The organism is Streptomyces sp. NPDC086787 (assembly GCF_044745865.1).
Taxonomy (GTDB): domain Bacteria; phylum Actinomycetota; class Actinomycetes; order Streptomycetales; family Streptomycetaceae; genus Streptomyces.
Map to the genome: position 1 here is coordinate 886,720 of NZ_JBIVBC010000001.1, position 17,809 is coordinate 904,528.

The window sequence follows — 17,809 nt, forward strand, 5'->3', positions numbered from 1 at the left end:
CCCTAGCGTTTGATTCTTCGGCGTTCCCCAGGGTACGCCCGTTGATTCCGTGGCCCGGGGTGGGTGCTGGGCCACTACCGGGGGCTGCCGCCCCCGGCCCCCCTTCTACGCGACCGGGGTCTTCTCGACGACCCTCGGCCTCAGGTCCGCGTTCTCCAGGATCTCCCGCAGATGCCGCTCGACCACCGGCAGCACCTCCTCGACCGTGACGTCCCGGCCCAGCTCGTTGGCGAGCGAGGTGACGCCCGCGTCGCGGATGCCGCACGGGATGATCCGGTCGAACCAGACGTTGTCCGGGTTCACGTTGAGGGCGAAGCCGTGCATCGTGACGCCCTTGGCGACGCGGATGCCGATCGCGGCGATCTTGCGGTCCTCGCGACGCTGGCCCGCGTTGGAGGGGGCGTACTCCGGGCCGTTCAGGCGCGCGTCGAACTCCTCGTCGGTCAGCCTGGGGTCGAAGTCCAGGGAGAGCCCGCCGAGGGCCGGCCGCCGCTCGACGGGGTCGCCGAGCACCCACACCCCGCTGCGCCCCTCGATCCGGGTGGTCTCCAGGCCGAGCTCGGCGCAGGTGCGGATCAGGGCCTCCTCCAGGCGCCGTACGTGCGCGACCACGTCCACCGGGCGCGGCAGCTTCTGGATGGGGTAGCCGACCAGCTGTCCCGGGCCGTGCCAGGTGATCTTGCCGCCGCGGTCCACGTCGACGACGGGCGTGCCGTCCAGCGGGCGTTCGCTGTCCGCGGTGCGCCGGCCCGCCGTGTAGACCGGGGGGTGTTCGAGCAGCAGCACGGTGTCGGGGAGCTCGTCGGCGAACCGTGCCGCGTGCACCCGGCGCTGTTCCTCCCAGGCCTCCTGGTACTCGACGGCCTGTGCGCCGAACCCCATGCGGACGAACCGCAACTCACTCACGGCAAGCGCCTCCCTCGGCGACGGGTCTGTCAGGCGTGTGGTGCGCCCAAGCCACTGTACGACCGTCCGGAGCACGTCAGCCCTGAGGTCAATCCTCACACGATCGGATGAATGAAACCGGAAGCCTGCGATCAGGTGCTCACTCTCCGCTACATTCGCGCCGTTCACGAGGCCATGAAGAGCTGCTCACAAGCAATCCGGGCACCTCACAGTCCTGGAAGGCAGGAGACCGCACCGCAGATGACGGAACGACCCGCGCAGCGCACTCCCAATCGACAGCTCGCCGCGCTCATCGCAGAAGCGGGATTCTCCAACGCGGGACTGGCCCGTCGCGTCGACCAGCTCGGCCTGGAACACGGGCTGGACCTGAGATACGACAAGACGTCCGTGACCCGGTGGCTCCGCGGACAGCAGCCCCGGGGCACCACACCGGCGCTCATCGCCGAGGTCTTCACCCGGCGCCTCGGGCGCAGGCTCACGGCCCAGGATCTCGGCCTGGACGCCTGTGCGCCGGTGTACGCCGGGCTGGAGTTCGCGGCGACCCCCGAGGAGGCCGTCGACATCGTCGGCGGGCTGTGGCGCAAGGACTCCGGCAGCCACATCGAGCTGCGCAAGATCGCGTTCACCCCGGCGGGGCTCGTCGTGCCCAGCCGGGACTGGCTGATCGGCCGGGCCGACGACCGGGTGGCGCGGGGCGAACCCGTGCCCCGGGTGCCCGCCCAGGGACGTCCCGTCCTGCCCAGACTCGTGCCCCCGGCCGAACCGGCCCGTGCCCGTGTCCACGCCGAACGCGGGCCCGGCCAGCGCATCACCGGCGGCGACATCGCCGCCCTGCGCTCGGTCGGCGAGCTGTTCCGCACCCTCGACGACGCCTACGGCGGCGGCCACGCCCGCCAGGCCCTCGTGCGCTACCTGGAGCACGAGTGCGAGCCGATGCTGCGCGGCACCTACGGCGAGCAGACCGGCCGGCGCCTGTTCGCGGCCGCCGCCGACCTGACCCGGCTGGCGGGCTGGACGTCGTACGACATCGCCGCGCACGGGCTCGCCCAGCGCTACTTCGTCCAGGCGCTGCGGCTCGCCCAGGCCGCCGGGGACCGGGCGTACGGCGCCTACGTCCTGGTCACCATGAGCCGGCAGGCCGTCTACCTCGGGCACGGCCGGGAGGCCGTGCAGCTGGCGCGGGTGGCGCAGCAGGGCGTGGGGACCACGGCCCCGCCGGTGGTGCAGGCGCTGCTGCATGCGGCGGAGGCCCGCGCGCACGGCGTACTCGGCGAGGTACGGGCCTGCTCCGGCGCGATGGCCCGCGCGGAGCGCGCGCTGGAGGCGGCCCGGCCCGGGGACGAGGTGCCGTACTGGGCGCGGTTCTTCGACGAGGCGCAGCTCGCCGACGAGTTCGGGCACTGCAACCGGGACCTCCAGCAGTTCCGCGCCGCCGCGCAGCACGCGGAGCGCTCGCTGCAACTGCGCGCCCCCACGTTCGCCCGCAGCCGTCTGTTCTGCCGGGTCGTCCTCGCCACCGCCCGCCTGGGCCTCGGCGAACTGGACCAGGCCTGCGTGCTGGGCGCGGAGGCGGCCGGGCAGGCGGTGGAGATGCGTTCCGTACGGGCGATCGAGTACGTCAAGGACTTCGAGCGTCGGCTGGAGCCCTACAAGGACGCGGCTCCGGTCCGGGGCTACCGGGACAAGGTGGCGGCTCTGGGGTGAGCGGACCCGGGTGGCCTCAGGCCGCCCGCTTCATCGACGCCGGCAGCGGGTCGGCGCGGTGTATCGAGCCCGCCGCCCCGAGGTCCGCCAGGATGGCCGACGCGGCCCGGTGGGCCGAGTGCAGCGCGCCCTGGACGGTACTGGTGTCGCGGTGGTCGCCGCACACGTACAGGCCCGCCAGGAGCCGTACCGGACGGCGTGGGTCGTGCGGTGGGCGCATCACCGGGACGGCCTCGGCGGTGTGGTGCACGGCGAGGGTCTCCCAGCGGCGGGTCGAGGTGCCGTACAGCCGGGACAGGTGCATGCGTACGGCCGTGTCGACCTCCTCGGGGGGAGTGCCGAGGACGGTCGAGGAGATCAGGGTCCGGCCCGCGGGCGCGCGGCTCGGGTCGACGGTGCTGACCACCGCGGTGTGTGCGACCGGTCCGCCGCGCTCGGCGTCGAGCAGCAGCGCGGAGCCGGTGGCCGGGGGCTCGTCGGTGGTGTGGTGCACCACCGTGACCGGGTGGAAGTCCGGTACCCGCAGTCCGGGCAGCAGTTCGGCCGCGGCCCGCGCGTCGGTGGCCAGCAGCACCGCACGGCAGCGGAACTCGCCGTGCTCGGCGGTGGTCACCCCGGTCGTGGCGACCGAGGTGGCCCGCACGCCGGTGTGCACGGTGCCGGGCGGCAGCGCACGGGCGAGCAGCTCCGGCAGGGTGTCGGCGCCGCCCTCGGGCAGGCAGAGCCGGCCGGCCGCGAAGGCGCGCAGTGCGAGGTCGACGCACCGGCTGGACGTGGTCAGCTCCGGGTCGCACAGCAGGGCGGCGAGCAGCGGACGCAGGAAGCCGGCGATGGTGCGGGCGGGCACCCCGCGGGCCGCGAGGGCCTGGGCTGCGGGCTGCTCGGGTCGGGACAGCAGACGCTCGACGGGAGTGGCGGCGATCCGGGCGAGCGCGACGCCGAGCCGGGCCTGGTCGACGGCACCGCCCGTCGGGGTGCTCGCGCGTGCGGGCGACGCGGCCGAACTCCTGGGAGCGCTCGCCAGGGCGCGCACCGCATGGAGTGCGCCCCTCGCGCTCCCTCCGCCCGCCGGGGCGCCGGCGCGGTGGCGGCGTCCGTCGTGGTGCAGCAGGACGCCCGGTGCGAAGGGGCGCAGGACGAGGTCGTCCAGCCCCGGTGTCAGGCGCAGCTCGGGATACGCGGTGGACAGGAGCTGTCCGATCCGGTCGAGTCGGAAACCGTCCACCTTCTCGGTCGACATGCGGCCGCCCACGTAAGGGGCGGCCTCCAGGACTACGGTCGTTACTCCTGCGCTGGTCAGCCGATGGGCCGCCGACAGTCCGGCGATGCCGGCTCCCACGATGACTACGTCCGCCTGGTACACGGGCTCAAGCACGAGGCCCCTCCTCCACGTTGCGCGGCCGGTGCAGACGTGATGCCCCCAACCGGCTCCAGGGATACCCGAGTTCGGGACGAGGTTAGGGCCGCGATCGGTCGAGAACAGTCGCGCATCGACAGAGCACGGTCGCACGGCGGTCGCATACGGTCACCTTCGTGCGGTCAGGAGGCGGCTCCGTGCGGTCGGCGCCACGCGGTCAGCGGGCGGCCCGGATCGCGTCCTCGATCCCGGGGAACGCGAACTCGAAGCCCGACTCCAACAGCCGCCTCGGCAGCACCCGCTGACTGCCCAGCACCTCCGACGCCATCTCGCCCAGCGCGGCCCGCAGCACCGGAGCCGGAACAGGCAGCACCGCAGGACGCTTCAGCACCCGCCCCATCGCCGCTGCGATCTCACCGTTCGTCAGCGGCTCGGGCGCGGTCAGATTGAACGGGCCTGACAGCTCCTCGGTGTCGATCAGATGCCGGAGCGCGGCCACCTCGTCGTGCAGCGCGACGAACGACCAGTACTGCCGCCCGTTCCCCATCCGGCCGCCAAGACCGGCCTTGAACAGCGGGAACAGCCGCCCCCACGCGCCGCCGCCGCGAGCCACGACCAACCCGGTGCGGGCGAACACCGTGCGCACCCCCGCCTCCTGGGCGGGCGCGGCCGCCTCCTCCCACTCGACGCACACGGAGGGCAGGAAACCGTCCCCGGGTGGCGTCCGCTCGTCCACGGCACGGTCACCGGTGTCGCCGTAGAAACCGATCGCGCTGCCGCTGACGAACACGCGCGGCGGCTCGTCCAGCGCGGCCACGGCCTCCGCGAGCGCCGCCGTGCCCAGCACCCGGCTGTCCCTGATCTTCCGCTTGTACGCGTCCGTCCAGCGCTGGTCGCCGATTCCCGCGCCCGCCAGGCTGACCACGGCGTCGCAGCCCGCCAGCCCCGCCGCGTCCACGTACTGCCCCTCGGGGTCCCAGCACACCTCGTCGGCGCTCCGGGCCCCGCGGCGGACCAGCCGCACCACCTCGTGGCCGTCCGCGGTCAGGGACCGCACCAGCGCGCTGCCGATGAGACCGGACGCACCCGCCACCGCGATTCGAGATCGTTCCATGCGCCCATCCTGCCCCGTTCCGCGCTCCCGTCACGTCCGACGTCACGTCTAAGGTGGCCGTCATGCCGGATCCGTACATACGCACCGCCCTGCCGGACGACGAGGACGAGCTGGCCCGCCTCGACCGGGTCACCTGGTCGTATCTGCACGCGGTGATGCCCGAGCCGCAGCCGCCTTACGCACCCTTCTTCGGCGAGCGCACCACGCCCGAGGACATCCTGGTGGCCGAAATCGACCGGCGCATCGTCGGCTACATCCGGCTCGCCCTCCCCACCCGGCTCGCCTCCAACGCGCACGTCCGGCAGATCCAGGGCCTGGCCGTCCACGACGACGCCCGCGGCCGGGGCGTCGGCCGCGCGCTGGTCCGCGCCGCGGTCGAGGAGGCCCGTCGCCGCGGCGCCCGTCGCCTCACCCTGCGCGTCCTCGGCCACAACACCCCCGCTCGGGCGCTCTACGCGTCGGAGGGCTTCGTGGTCGAGGGAGTGCTCCCCGAGGAGTTCCTGCTGGACGGCGCCTACGTGGACGACGTGTTCATGGGCCGCCCGCTCTGACCCGCCCGGCCCGGCCGCGACGGGCCCGGCTACGACGTGACGACGTTCCCGGTGTCCACCGTCTCCGTGGCCGTCGCCCCGCGTGCCGCGTCGGCGGCTATCTCGGTCACCGTCAGGACGTAGCCCGTCTCGTTGTCGGAGGTGGAGCGGGCGAAGACCATGCCGTACACCCGGCCGTCCGTGGTCAGCAGCGGGCCGCCCGAGTTGCCGGGGCGGACCGTCGAGCGGATCGAGTAGATCTCGCGGGTGACCGTGCTGTCGTTGTAGATGTCCCGGCCCGTCGCCCGCACCCGGCTCGCCACCGTGGCCGCCTGGAGGTCCAGGTCCCCGTCCTGCGGATAGCCCGCGACCACCGCGGCCCCGCCGCGCGCCGCCTCCTCGTCGAAGCGCAGCACCGGCGCGCCCAGACCCGGCACGTACAGCACCGCCACGTCCCGGTCCGGGTCGAAGAGCACCACCCGGGCCTCGTACGTCCGCCCGACCCCGCCGACCCGCACGCTCGGCCGGGCGATTCCGGCCACCACGTGCGCGTTGGTCAGCACATGCTCCGCCGCGTACACGAAGCCGCTGCCCTCGCGGCCCTGCACACCTGAGGCGCCCTCGATCTTCACCGTGCTCGTCCGGGCGGCGTTCGTGGCTCTCGCCGTGACACTGTCCCCGGACGGCCTGGCGACCTGGGCGGTCGACTCGTTCTCGAACGGGTTGAAGACCTGGGGGAAACCCGCCTGGGTCAGCGCGGAGGTGGCATCGGAGAACCACGAGGGAGTGGTGACCGGCATCGCGTTCTGCACCGCGCGCAACAGCGCCGAGTCCCGGATCGCCGTCGTCAGCGCCGGGGACGAGGAGGCGCCGAGCACACTCGCCGCAACCCAGGCGACGATCAGCACCGCCAGCGAGTTCGCCGCCGCCCCGCCGATGCCGTCCGCCACCCGCAGCGAGTCCCGGCCGGTACGCGCCAGCTCACTGCGCAGCCGCAGCGCCAGCCGCCCCGCCAGTTCATGGCCGACCACCGCCGGCACCAGCACGGTCAGCACCGCGACCACCGTCGCCGTCGTCGTCCCCCGGGTGACCAGGTCCATCACCCACGGCAGGATCCACACACCGATCGCGGCGCCGCCGACGAACCCGGCGAGCGAAACACAGCCGGCCAGCAGTCCACGCCGGTAGCCGGACACCGCGTACACGAGGATCACCAGCGCGAGCAGCAGGTCGAGCAGGTCCACGAAGCCGCCTTTCTTCTCGGACCCCCTATTACGAGCGGGACGGCCCCAGCGATCAAGTGATCAGTCGCGCACACCTGGCCGACCGAACCGGGCACGCGGGCCCGTACCTCCGAAAACGCCCGCACCGGGACGATGGTTCCACCAGGTGGCACAGCGCACGTCGCGCCCGCATTGGATCACACCCACAGTGGGACGCATGCGTCTCCTGCGAAGAGCGCGGCGCCCGCGATGGCTCCTCGTCCCGCTCGGCTGCCTGCCCGTCCTCGCCGCCGTCCTCGTGACCGTGCTGTCCGCGCGCGGCGGCACCGACCGCCCGGTCGCCCTCACCCGGCCCGCACACCCCGGCGCGCGCATCCCGGTCCCGGCGCACCTCGCACCCCGGCCCCGCATCCTGCCGCGCACCGCCTGGATGGACGCCACCACGGCACGTATCCAGCCACCGCCGCGCTACGACGACGAGGTCGTCGCGGTCTTCGTCCACCACACCGACTCACCCAACGGCTACGCCTGCACCGACACGCCCCGCATCATCCGCCACCTCTACTCGGGCCAGACCGGCGTACGCAGCTGGGACGACATCGGCTACAACTTCCTGGTCGACCGCTGCGGCACGATCTACGAGGGCCGCGCGGGCGGCATCGACCGCGCCGTCACCGGCGCGCACGCCCAAGGCTTCAACCACCGCACCACCGGCATCGCCGCCATCGGCACCTTCACCGCCGGAGTGCCGGTACCGCGCGCGATGACGGACGCGATCGCCGCCCTCGCCGCCTGGAAACTGGGTCCCGCCGGCATCGACCCGCGCTCCCGCGTCCAGCTCGTCTCCAGCAACGGCCTCAGCCGCTACGCGGCCGGAACCGCCGCCACCCTGCCCGCCCTCGCGGGCCACGACGACGGCTACATGACGAGCTGCCCGGGCGCCGCCATGACCGCACGGCTCCCGGACATCCGCGAGGCGGCGGCACGCCTCCAGGGCAGGCTGTCCAAAGCAAGGCCATAGGCGACACGCAGGCCGCTCAGATCCCCACGCCCTACCGTCAATGGACCACACGAGCCGACGGGAGCTGGGGATATGAACAAGGTGAGCAGGGAGAACGCCGGCTGGGCCGCCCGGGCCGCACGCAGCCCCTGGGCCGTCGTCTGCACCGCCGCAACCGTGATCCTCGGCCCGGCCGCGGTCACCGCCTCCGCCCTCGAACAGGCCAACAGGGCACCCCTGCACCACCCGGTACGGGCCGAGCGGCCCCAGGCCCACCTCTCCACGGACACCGGCCGTCAGCCCCGGAACCGGTCCCACAGCCTCGGGTAGCGCTCGGCCAGCGACCGTTCGTTCTCGAAGTCGACGGGCTCACCCTCCGGCTCCGCCGGGGCGGGCACGATGCCCAGATCCGGGGCGACCGTCCCGGTCAGCTGCTCGTACGCCTCGTCCGCCGCGTAACCCAGCTCCTCGCCGTCCCCGTCGATCTCCTCGTCGAACTCGCCCAGCAACTCCGCCAGCGCGTCCGGGTCGTGCACGGCGCCCTCGAAGACGTCCCGGCCCTGCCCGATCAGCCAGCACCGGAAGAAGTCGAAGGCGTCGTCGCTGGCGCCGTCCAGCAGCACCCAGGCGGCGCCCCACAGCTCCCAGCGGTACGCGCGGTTGTAGCGGGACTCGTAGTGACGGGCGAAGTCCAGGACCGACTCCGGATCCAGCTGGAGCAGCCGCTCCACGAGCACGTCGGCCTGCTCCTCCGGGTCGCCCTCGGCGGTCTCACGGGCGGCGTCGACCAGGTCCCAGAACTCCGACTCTTCCATCACGGGTCAAGCATCGTGCTTCGGCTGGTGCAACGCACGTGGAGTGCGGCGGATCGTTATAGGGACGTCAAAGGGGTACGACGGTCGCCCGCCGTACCCCTCCGCAGGAGCTCGCGCCCTTACATGCCGTACTTGTCCCGGGCTTCCTTCACCGCGGACGCCCTGACCTCGCCCCGCCTGGCCAGCTGGGCAAGGGCCGCCACGACGATCGAGTGGGCGTCGACGCCGAAGTGGCGGCGGGCCGCGTCACGGGTGTCCGACAGGCCGAAGCCGTCGGCGCCCAGCGAGGACCAGTCCTGCTCGACCCACTGCGCGATCTGGTCCGGAACCTGGCGCATGTAGTCGGACACGGCGAGAACCGGGCCCTCGGCGCCGCTCAGCGCCTGCCGGACGTACGGCACCCGCTCCTCACCGCGCAGCAGCGCCGCGTCGGCCTCCAGCGCGTCACGCCGCAGCTCGGTCCAGGACGTCGCCGACCAGACATCCGCCGCCACGCCCCAGTCCTCGGCGAGCAGCTTCTGCGCGTCCAGGGTCCAGTGGATCGCCGTACCCGAGCCGAGGAGCTGGACGCGGGGGGCGTTCGCCACCGGGGTCAGCCCTGCCGACTCCGCCGTGTTGAAGCGGTACAGGCCCTTGAGGATGCCCTCGTCGACACCGGGGCCGGCCGGCTTGGCGGGCTGCGGCATCGGCTCGTTGTAGACCGTCAGGTAGTAGAAGACGTTCTGGTCCTCGCCCGGGGCGGCCTCGCCGTACATACGGCGCAGACCCTCCTTGACGACGACCGAGATCTCGTACGCGAACGCCGGGTCGTAGCTGAGGGCGGCGGGGTTCGTCGCGGCGATCACCGGGGAGTGGCCGTCGGCGTGCTGGAGACCCTCGCCCGTCAGCGTCGTACGGCCCGCCGTCGCGCCGACCAGGAAGCCCCGGCCGAGCTGGTCGGCGAGCTGCCACATCTGGTCGGCGGTGCGCTGCCAGCCGAACATCGAGTAGAAGATGTAGAACGGGATCATCGCCTCGCCGTGCGTCGAGTACGCGGTCGACGCGGCGATGAAGTCGGCCATCGAACCGGCCTCGGTGATCCCCTCGTTGAGGATCTGGCCGTTCTTGGCCTCCTTGTAGTACATCAGCTGGTCGCGGTCGACCGGCTCGTACGTCTGACCCTTGGGGGAGTAGATCCCGAGGGAGGGGAACAGCGACTCCATGCCGAAGGTGCGGGCCTCGTCGGGCACGATCGGCACCCAGCGGCGGCCGGTCTCCTTGTCCCGGACCAGGTCCTTCACCAGGCGCACGAAGGCCATGGTGGTGGCCACGTTCTGGGAGCCGGACCCCTTGTCGAAGGCCGCGAACGCCTTCTCGGCGGGCGCGGGCAGCGGGGCGAGCGGGTGGACCCGGCGGGCCGGTGCCGGGCCGCCGAGGGCCGCGCGGCGCTCCTGGAGATAACGGACCTCGGGGGCGTCGGCGCCCGGGTGGCCGTAGGGCACCGTGCCGTCGGCGAAGGCGCTGTCCGGGATCGGCAGCTCCAGCAGGTCCCGCATCCGCTTGAACTCGTCCACCGACAGCTTCTTCATCTGGTGGTTGGCGTTCTTCGACGCGAAGCCCTCGCCCAGGGTGTGGCCCTTGACCGTCTGGGCCAGGATCACGGTCGGCGCGCCCTTGTGGCTCACGGCGGCCTTGTACGCGGCGAACACCTTGCGTGCCTCGTGACCGCCCCGGGAGAGGTGGAAGCACTCCAGGATCTTGTCGTCGCTCAGCAGCTTCGCCATCTCCGCCAGCGCCGGGTCGGCGCCGAAGAAGTCCTGGCGGATGTAGGCGGCGCCGCGGGTCTGGTACGTCTGCACCTGGGCGTCCGGGACCTGGCGCAGACGGCGGACCAGCGCGCCGGTGGTGTCGAGCGCGAACAGCTCGTCCCACGCCGTGCCCCACAGCGTCTTGACGACGTTCCAGCCCGCGCCGCGGAACTGGGCCTCCAGCTCCTGCACGATCTTGAAGTTGGCGCGGACCGGGCCGTCGAGGCGCTGGAGGTTGCAGTTGATGACGAAGGTGAGGTTGTCCAGTTCCTCACGGGCGGCCAGCGCGAGCGCCGCCGTCGACTCGGGCTCGTCCATCTCGCCGTCACCGAGGAACGCCCACACGTGGGACGCCGAGACGTCCTTGATGCCGCGGTTGGTGAGGTAGCGGTTGAAGCGTGCCTGGTAGATCGCCGACAGCGGGCCGAGGCCCATGGACACCGTCGGGAACTCCCACAGCCAGGGCAGGCGCCGTGGGTGCGGGTACGACGGCAGGCCGTTGCCGCCGGACTCCTGGCGGAAGTTGTCCAGGTGGTGCTCGTCCAGCCGGCCGTCGAGGAACGCGCGGGCGTAGATGCCGGGGGAGGCGTGGCCCTGGATGTAGAGCTGGTCGCCCGAGCCGTCGGCCTCCTTGCCGCGGAAGAAGTGGTTGAAGCCGGTCTCGTACAGCCAGGCGGCGGAGGCGAAGGTGGCGATGTGGCCGCCGACGCCGTACTTGCTGCCGCGGGTCACCATCGCGGCCGCGTTCCAGCGGTTCCACGCGGTGATCTTCCGCTCCATCTCCTCGTCACCGGGCACGGGGGCCTCGGCAGCGGTCGGGATGGTGTTGACGTAGTCGGTCTCCAGGAGCTTGGGCAGCGCGATGCCGTTGCCCTCGGCGCGCTCCAGCGTGCGCCGCATCAGGTACGCGGCACGGTGCGGCCCTGCCTCCCTGGCCACGGCGTCCAGTGAGGCCCGCCATTCGGCGGTCTCCTCCGGGTCGCGGTCCGGGAGCTGGTCGAGCTCGCTGCGCTGGATGGCGTAGAGGTCGGTCATGTCGCCGCCTTCCTCAGTCGAAGGGGGTTGCCCTTGGTCTTTGGCAGGACAGGGCAGTGGGACCTCGGTGGAAGTCCGTCGGCGACTCTAACTCCCTGATCGATGATCGATCAAAGGGTTGAGGGGAAAAACATCTCGATTCCGAGAAAGTAGGCACGCGGTGCCTTTGAAATGGGCACCGGGTGCCGCATCTGACAGGTGTTTTCGCAGGTGAGCGCGGGTGCGCTCGACTGCCTCAGGCGCGCGGGGCGCACCCCAGCACGTGCGCCTTGACCAGCTCCGCGATCCGCGGATCCCGGCGCTTGAAGGCCTGCACCAGCTCCTCGTGCTCCTCGGCGTACGACTGTTGCACCGTGCCCAGCCAGCGGATGGACAGCGCCGTGAACACCTCGATGCCCAGGCCCTCCCAGGTGTGCAGCAGCACCGAGTTGGCCGCCGCGCGCACCAGCTCACGGTGGAAGCCGACCGTGTGGCGGACCTGGGCCGTCCCGTCGGCGGCCCGGTCGGCGTCGTACAGGGCCAGCACATGCGGCTCCAGCGCCGAACAGTCCAGCGCGAGGCGCTCCGCCGCCAGCTCCGCCGCGATGGCCTCCAGACCGGCCCGGACCGGATAGCTCTCCTCCAGGTCGGCCGCGGTGAGATTCCGGACCCGTACGCCCTTGTTGGGCGCGGACTCGATCAGCCGCAGCGACTCCAGCTCGCGCAGCGCCTCCCGGACCGGGGTCTGGCTGACCTCCAGCTCGGTCGCGATGCGCCGCTCCACGATGCGCTCGCCCGGCTGCCAGCGCCCGCTGACGATTCCCTCCACGATGTGCTCGCGGATCTGCTCGCGCAGCGAGTGGACGACGGGCGTGGTCATGAGGGCGGCTCCTTCGGGGAGGGCTGACGCTTAGACAATACGGCCGGTGCGCTCCGCGGGTAGGGCGAGTGCCGGTGCTTTCGTGCAGGTGAGACGAGCCTTACACGCTTTGTGTGCCGACAAACACGACACCCCGCCCGGAAAGCTCCGGACGGGGTGTCGTACTGCCTGATTCCGGTCAGAGACCGAGCTCGACCTCGAACTCGCCCGCCTCCAGGATCGCCTTGACCGCCGTGAGGTAACGGGCCGCGTCGGCGCCGTCCACCAGACGGTGGTCGTAGGAGAGGGTCAGGTACGTCATGTCGCGTACGCCGATGACCGTGCCCTCCTCCGTCTCGATGACGGCCGGACGCTTGACCGTGGCACCGATACCGAGGATCGCGACCTGGCCCGGCGGCACGATGATCGTGTCGAACAGCGCGCCGCGCGAACCGGTGTTGCTGATGGTGAAGGTCGCGCCGGACAGCTCGTCCGGGGTGATCTTGTTGGCCCGGACCTTGCCCGCCAGGTCCGCCGTGGCCTTGGAGACACCGGCGATGTTGAGGCCGCCCGCACCCTTGATGACCGGGGTCATCAGGCCCTTCTCGGAGTCCACCGCGATACCGATGTTCTCGGTGTCGAAGTAGGTGATGGTGCCCTCGGCCTCGTTGATCCGGGCGTTGATGACCGGGTGGGCCTTCAGCGCCTGGGCGGCGGCCTTGACGAAGAACGGCATCGGCGAGAGCTTGACGCCCTCACGGGCCGCGAAGGATTCCTTCGCCTTCTCGCGCAGCTTCATCAGACGGGTGACGTCGACCTCGACGACCGACGACAGCTGGGCCTGCTCGTGCAGCGCCTTGACCATGTTGTCGCCGATGACCTTGCGGATGCGGGGCATCTTGACGGTCTGGCCGCGCAGCGGGGAGGCCTCCAGCGCCGGGGCCTTCTTGGCGGCGGCCGGGGCGGTGGCGGCGGCCGGAGCCGGGGCGGCGGCCTTCGCGGCCTCGGCGGCGGCGATGACGTCCTGCTTGCGGACGCGGCCGCCGACGCCGGTGCCCTTGACGGTGGCCAGGTCGACGCCGTGCTCGGCGGCGAGCTTGCGCACCAGCGGGGTCACATAGGCGCCGTCGTCACCGGCGGTCGCGGCCGGAGCGGCCGCGGGTGCGACCGGCGCCGGGGCGGCCGGTGCGGGAGCCGGGGCTGCGGGCGCCGCCGCGGCAGTGGGCGCGGCCGGAGCCGGAGCGGGGGCAGCCGGGGCGGGCGCGGCCGGAGCCGGCGCCGGGGCGGCCGGAGCCGGCGCGGCGGGCGCCTCGGCGGCAGGGGCCGGGGCGGCGGGGGCCTCGGCGGCAGGGGCCGGGGCTGCGGGGGCCGGAGCCGCGCCCGGAGCGCCGATGACGGCCAGCTTGGCGCCGACCTCCGCGGTCTCGTCCTCGCCGACCACGATCTCCAGGAGCACGCCGGAGGCGGGCGCCGGGATCTCGGTGTCGACCTTGTCGGTGGAGACCTCGAGCAGCGGCTCGTCGGCCTCGACGGTCTCGCCGACCGACTTCAGCCAGCGGGTGACGGTGCCCTCGGTGACGGACTCGCCGAGCGCGGGCAGGACCACGTCCGTGCCCGAGGCGCCACCGGCCGGAGCGGCCGGAGCGGCGGGGGCCTCGGCCTCGGCCGGGGCGGGGGCGGCGGGGGCCTCGGCCGCGGGGGCCGGTGCGGGAGCCGGAGCGGGTGCCTCGGCGGCGGTCGGGGCGGGAGCGGCGGCGGGCGCGCCGGTGCCGTCGTCGATGACGGCCAGCTCGGCGCCGACCTCGACCGTCTCGTCCTCGGCGACCTTGATGGAGGCCAGCACGCCGGAGGCGGGCGCCGGGATCTCGGTGTCGACCTTGTCGGTCGACACCTCCAGCAGAGGCTCGTCGGCCTCGACGCGCTCGCCCTCGGCCTTCAGCCAGCGGGTGACAGTGCCCTCGGTGACGCTCTCGCCGAGCGCCGGAAGGGTTACGGAAACCGCCATGGTTTCGGTTTCTCCTTACGGAAAGTGCGGAAGTCTGTGTCGTCGCGTTCGGCGCATTTCGCGCCGGTCGACCGAGGGGTCAGTCGTGCGCGTGCAGCGGCTTGCCCGCCAGGGCCAGGTGGGCCTCGCCGAGCGCCTCGTTCTGCGTCGGGTGGGCGTGGACGAGCTGGGCGACCTCCGCGGGCAGCGCCTCCCAGTTGTAGATCAGCTGGGCTTCGCCGACCTGCTCGCCCATGCGGTCGCCGACCATGTGGACGCCGACCACGGCACCGTCCTTGACCTGGACGAGCTTGATCTCGCCCGCGGTCTGGAGGATCTTGCTCTTGCCGTTGCCCGCCAGGTTGTACTTCAGAGCGACGACCTTGTCCGCGCCGTAGATCTCCTTGGCCTTGGCCTCGGTGATACCGACGGAGGCGACCTCCGGGTGGCAGTACGTCACGCGAGGCACACCGTCGTAGTCGATCGGAACGGTCTTCAGACCGGCCAGACGCTCTGCAACCAGCATGCCCTCGGCGAAGCCGACGTGCGCGAGCTGGAGCGTCGGGACCAGGTCACCGACGGCGGAGATGGTCGGAACATTGGTGCGCATGTACTCGTCGACGAGGACGTAGCCGCGGTCCATCGCGACGCCCTGCTCCTCGTAGCCGAGACCCTGCGAGACCGGGCCGCGGCCGACGGCGACGAGCAGGACCTCCGCCTCGAACTCCTTGCCGTCGGCGAGGGTGACCTTCACGCCGTCCTGGGTGTACTCGGCCTTCTGGAAGAAGGTGCCCAGGTTGAACTTGATCCCGCGCTTGCGGAACGCGCGCTCGAGGAGCTTCGAGGAGTTCTCGTCCTCGACCGGGACGAGGTGCTTCAGGCCCTCGATGACGGTGACCTCGGAACCGAAGGACTTCCACGCCGAGGCGAACTCGACGCCGATCACACCGCCGCCGAGGATGATCGCGGACTTCGGCACGCGGTCCAGGACGAGGGCGTGGTCGGAGGAGATGATCCGGTTGCCGTCGATCTCCAGGCCCGGCAGCGACTTCGGCACGGAGCCGGTCGCCAGCAGGACGTGGCGGCCCTGGACGCGCTGGCCGTTGACGTCGACGGAGGTGGGGGAGGACAGCCGGCCCTCGCCCTCGATGTACGTCACCTTGCGGGAGGCGATGAGTCCCTGAAGGCCCTTGTAGAGGCCGGAGATGACGCCGTCCTTGTACTTGTGGACGGCCGGGACGTCGATGCCCTCGAAGGTGGCCTTGACGCCGAACTGCTCGCTCTCGCGGGCCTGGTCGGCGATCTCGCCCGCGTGCAGCAGGGCCTTGGTGGGGATGCACCCCTTGTGCAGGCAGGTGCCGCCGACCTTGTCCTTCTCGATCAGGGCGACGTCCAGGCCCAGCTGAGCCCCGCGCAGGGCCGCGGCGTAACCACCGCTACCACCGCCGAGGATCACTAGGTCGAAAACGGTGCTGGCGTCGTTCGCCACGTCACGTCCTCCATGCATGTGCGCCACGCCGGTCTACGGTGACCGGTCGGCGGCTGGTGTCCGGCCGCTCTGTCTCGGCCCTGTGGTGGGGGCCCTGTCCTGCCGTGCCCCATCTTCGCACTTGTCGGAGACGGAGGAGACGCCGGGCGGCGGTCCGCGACGTCTCTTCCATCACGTCTCAAGGTCACGGCCGGGACGAACCCACGGATTTCGTCGAGGGCGAACCCCCGAGGGTGCCCGGCGAAGAACCCGGCCCCGGAGAGACGCCTCTCCGGGGCCGGGTGTGCGCCGTCAGCCCAGGTCGCCGTCGGCGGCCCGCTCGGCGAGCTTGACCAGGGTGCGCACGGCGGAACCCGTGCCGCCCTTCGGGGTGTAGCCGAAGGGGCCCTGCTCGTTGAAGGCGGGGCCGGCGATGTCGAGGTGGGCCCAGGTGATGCCCTCACCGACGAACTCGCGCAGGAACAGACCCGCGACCAGGCCGCCGCCCGCCCGCTCGCCCATGTTGGCGATGTCGGCGGTGGGGGAGTCCATGCCCTTGCGCAGGTGCTCGGGCAGCGGCATCGGCCACGCGGGCTCGCCGACCTGCTCGGCCGTCTCCTGGATCGCCGTGCGGAAGGCGTCGTCGTTGGCCATGACACCGAAGGTCCGGTTGCCCAGCGCCAGCACCATCGCGCCGGTCAGCGTCGCCACGTCCACGATCGCGTCCGGCTTCTCCGCGGAGGCGGCCCACAGCGCGTCGGCGAGGACGAGGCGGCCCTCGGCGTCGGTGTTGAGCACCTCGACGGTCTTGCCGCTGTACATGCGCAGCACGTCACCCGGGCGCACGGCGCTGCCGGACGGCATGTTCTCGGCCAGCGCCAGCCAGCCGGTCACATTGGCCTCGAGGCCCAGGCGCGCGGCCGCGACGACGGCGGCGAACACCGCGGCGGCGCCGCTCATGTCGCACTTCATCGTCTCGTTGTGGCCGGCCGGCTTGAGGGAGATACCGCCCGAGTCGTAGGTGATGCCCTTGCCGACGAAGGCCAGGTGCTGCTTCGCCTTGCCGTGCGTGTACGACAGCTTCACCAGACGCGGGGGCGCCTCCGAGCCGCCTCCGACGCCGAGGATGCCGCCGTAGCCGCCCTTGGCCAGGGCCTTCTCGTCGAGCACCTGCACCTTGATGCCGTGCTCCTTGCCCGCGGCCTGCGCGATGGCGGCGAAGTGGGCCGGGGTGAGGTCGTTCGGCGGGGTGTTGACCAGGTCGCGGGCGCGGTTGAGCTCCTCGCAGACCGCGGTGGCGCGGGTCAGGGCCGCCTTGTGCGCCGCGTCGCGGGACTTGCCGCCGAGCAGGACGCCCTCGGCGAGCGGCGCCCGGCCGTTCTTCGCCCTGGCGCCGTTGCCGGACGCGTTCTCCTTGTAGGTGTCGAAGGAGTACGCGCCGAGCAGCACGCCCTCGGCGACCGCCTCGACGGCGTCCGCGTCGGCGAGGGGCAGCGCGAAGGCGGCCTTCTTGGTTCCGGCGAGCGCGCGGGCGGCGACACCGGCGGCCCGGCGCAGCGCCTCGGCGGTGTGGGCCGTGTCCTTCTCCGGCTGCGCGCCCAGGCCCACCGCCACCACGAGCGGGGCCTTGAAACCGGTCGGGGAGGGCAGCTTGGTCAGCTCGCCCTCGGCACCGGTGGCGCCGAGCGTCTCCAGGAGGTCGGAGAGCCGGCCGTCGTACGCCTTGTCCACGGCCTCGGCGCCCGGCGCGACGACCAGGCCCGCGGACCGGGTGGCGGTGCCCTTGGCGACACCGATCACGATCGCGTCGGCCCGCAGGCCGGGCGCCGCGGCGGTGCTGAGAGTGAGAGCAGTCACTGTGGTGAAATCTCGCTTCCGATGTGAAGTTGCTGTGGCCGAGTGGGTGGGTCGACCGGGCCCGGGAGCCGACCCCGGGCCGGGGCGCGTCTCGTGCGGGGCCTTCACCCTGTCGGCGAACACCCGGGACGAGCCTACGCGCGTCCCGGTGGCCACTCACTCCGGCATACGATCGGCGGCGCCCTCAGTAT

Annotated in this window: 14 protein-coding genes; 4 read left to right on the forward strand and 10 right to left on the reverse strand. The window is 72.3% G+C overall.

Going from position 1 to position 17,809, the window contains the following annotated elements:
* Positions 1 to 105: 105 nt before the first annotated feature.
* Positions 106 to 906 (reverse strand): lipoyl(octanoyl) transferase LipB, encoded by an 801-nt coding sequence (gene lipB, locus ACIPK3_RS04130; RefSeq protein ID WP_402566449.1) that lies wholly within the window; start codon positions 904 to 906, stop codon positions 106 to 108.
* A 240-nt stretch (positions 907 to 1,146) separates the two neighbouring features.
* Here lipB and ACIPK3_RS04135 point away from each other — a divergent pair, with 240 nt between their 5' ends.
* Positions 1,147 to 2,610 carry a regulator gene (locus tag ACIPK3_RS04135; RefSeq protein WP_402566450.1) on the forward strand — a complete coding sequence of 488 codons (1,464 nt, stop codon included), beginning with the start codon at positions 1,147 to 1,149 and terminating at the stop codon, positions 2,608 to 2,610.
* Between the two features lie 16 nt (positions 2,611 to 2,626).
* Here ACIPK3_RS04135 and ACIPK3_RS04140 read toward each other — a convergent pair whose 3' ends face one another.
* On the reverse strand, positions 2,627 to 3,985 hold the full coding sequence (locus ACIPK3_RS04140) for an NAD(P)/FAD-dependent oxidoreductase (RefSeq protein WP_402566451.1): 1,359 nt from the start codon (positions 3,983 to 3,985) through the stop codon (positions 2,627 to 2,629).
* A 199-nt stretch (positions 3,986 to 4,184) separates the two neighbouring features.
* Entirely contained in the window at positions 4,185 to 5,081 is an 897-nt protein-coding gene (locus ACIPK3_RS04145; protein WP_402566452.1) for a TIGR01777 family oxidoreductase, read from the reverse strand.
* A gap of 62 nt (positions 5,082 to 5,143) precedes the next feature.
* On the opposite strand from ACIPK3_RS04145, the gene ACIPK3_RS04150 reads away from it, so the two are divergent.
* On the forward strand, positions 5,144 to 5,632 hold the full coding sequence (locus ACIPK3_RS04150; RefSeq protein WP_402566453.1) for a GNAT family N-acetyltransferase: 489 nt from the start codon (positions 5,144 to 5,146) through the stop codon (positions 5,630 to 5,632).
* Between the two features lie 29 nt (positions 5,633 to 5,661).
* Here the strand turns inward: ACIPK3_RS04150 and ACIPK3_RS04155 are convergent, their stop codons facing one another.
* Positions 5,662 to 6,855: a MarP family serine protease gene (locus tag ACIPK3_RS04155; protein WP_402566454.1), complete on the reverse strand. Its 1,194-nt coding sequence runs from the start codon at positions 6,853 to 6,855 to the stop codon at positions 5,662 to 5,664.
* Between the two features lie 196 nt (positions 6,856 to 7,051).
* Here ACIPK3_RS04155 and ACIPK3_RS04160 point away from each other — a divergent pair, with 196 nt between their 5' ends.
* Positions 7,052 to 7,855, forward strand: a complete 804-nt coding sequence (locus tag ACIPK3_RS04160) for a peptidoglycan recognition protein (RefSeq protein ID WP_402566455.1) — start codon at positions 7,052 to 7,054, stop codon at positions 7,853 to 7,855.
* 72 nt (positions 7,856 to 7,927) lie between these two features.
* On the forward strand, positions 7,928 to 8,164 hold the full coding sequence (locus ACIPK3_RS04165) for a hypothetical protein (RefSeq protein WP_402566456.1): 237 nt from the start codon (positions 7,928 to 7,930) through the stop codon (positions 8,162 to 8,164).
* On the opposite strand, the gene ACIPK3_RS04170 is transcribed toward ACIPK3_RS04165, so the two are convergent.
* The 6 genes from ACIPK3_RS04170 to ACIPK3_RS04195 form a co-directional block, all read right to left on the reverse strand.
* A complete protein-coding gene (locus tag ACIPK3_RS04170) occupies positions 8,131 to 8,649 on the reverse strand; it encodes a DUF4240 domain-containing protein (protein ID WP_402566851.1) in 519 nt (172 codons plus the stop codon). The two genes, ACIPK3_RS04165 and ACIPK3_RS04170, sit on opposite strands and share 34 nt — an antisense overlap.
* 119 nt (positions 8,650 to 8,768) lie before the next feature.
* Positions 8,769 to 11,471, reverse strand: coding sequence for a pyruvate dehydrogenase (acetyl-transferring), homodimeric type (gene aceE, locus ACIPK3_RS04175; protein ID WP_402566457.1), 2,703 nt, complete (start codon positions 11,469 to 11,471; stop codon positions 8,769 to 8,771).
* A 235-nt stretch (positions 11,472 to 11,706) separates the two neighbouring features.
* A complete protein-coding gene (locus ACIPK3_RS04180; RefSeq protein WP_402566458.1) occupies positions 11,707 to 12,330 on the reverse strand; it encodes a GntR family transcriptional regulator in 624 nt (207 codons plus the stop codon).
* 178 nt (positions 12,331 to 12,508) lie between these two features.
* Positions 12,509 to 14,314 carry a 2-oxoglutarate dehydrogenase, E2 component, dihydrolipoamide succinyltransferase gene (gene sucB / locus ACIPK3_RS04185; protein ID WP_402566459.1) on the reverse strand — a complete coding sequence of 602 codons (1,806 nt, stop codon included), beginning with the start codon at positions 14,312 to 14,314 and terminating at the stop codon, positions 12,509 to 12,511.
* Positions 14,315 to 14,393: 79 nt separating this feature from the next.
* A complete protein-coding gene (gene lpdA, locus ACIPK3_RS04190; protein ID WP_402566460.1) occupies positions 14,394 to 15,782 on the reverse strand; it encodes a dihydrolipoyl dehydrogenase in 1,389 nt (462 codons plus the stop codon).
* 291 nt (positions 15,783 to 16,073) lie between these two features.
* Complete coding sequence (locus ACIPK3_RS04195) at positions 16,074 to 17,618, reverse strand: leucyl aminopeptidase (RefSeq protein ID WP_402566461.1); 1,545 nt, start codon at positions 17,616 to 17,618, stop codon at positions 16,074 to 16,076.
* Between the last annotated feature and the right edge of the window lie 191 nt (positions 17,619 to 17,809).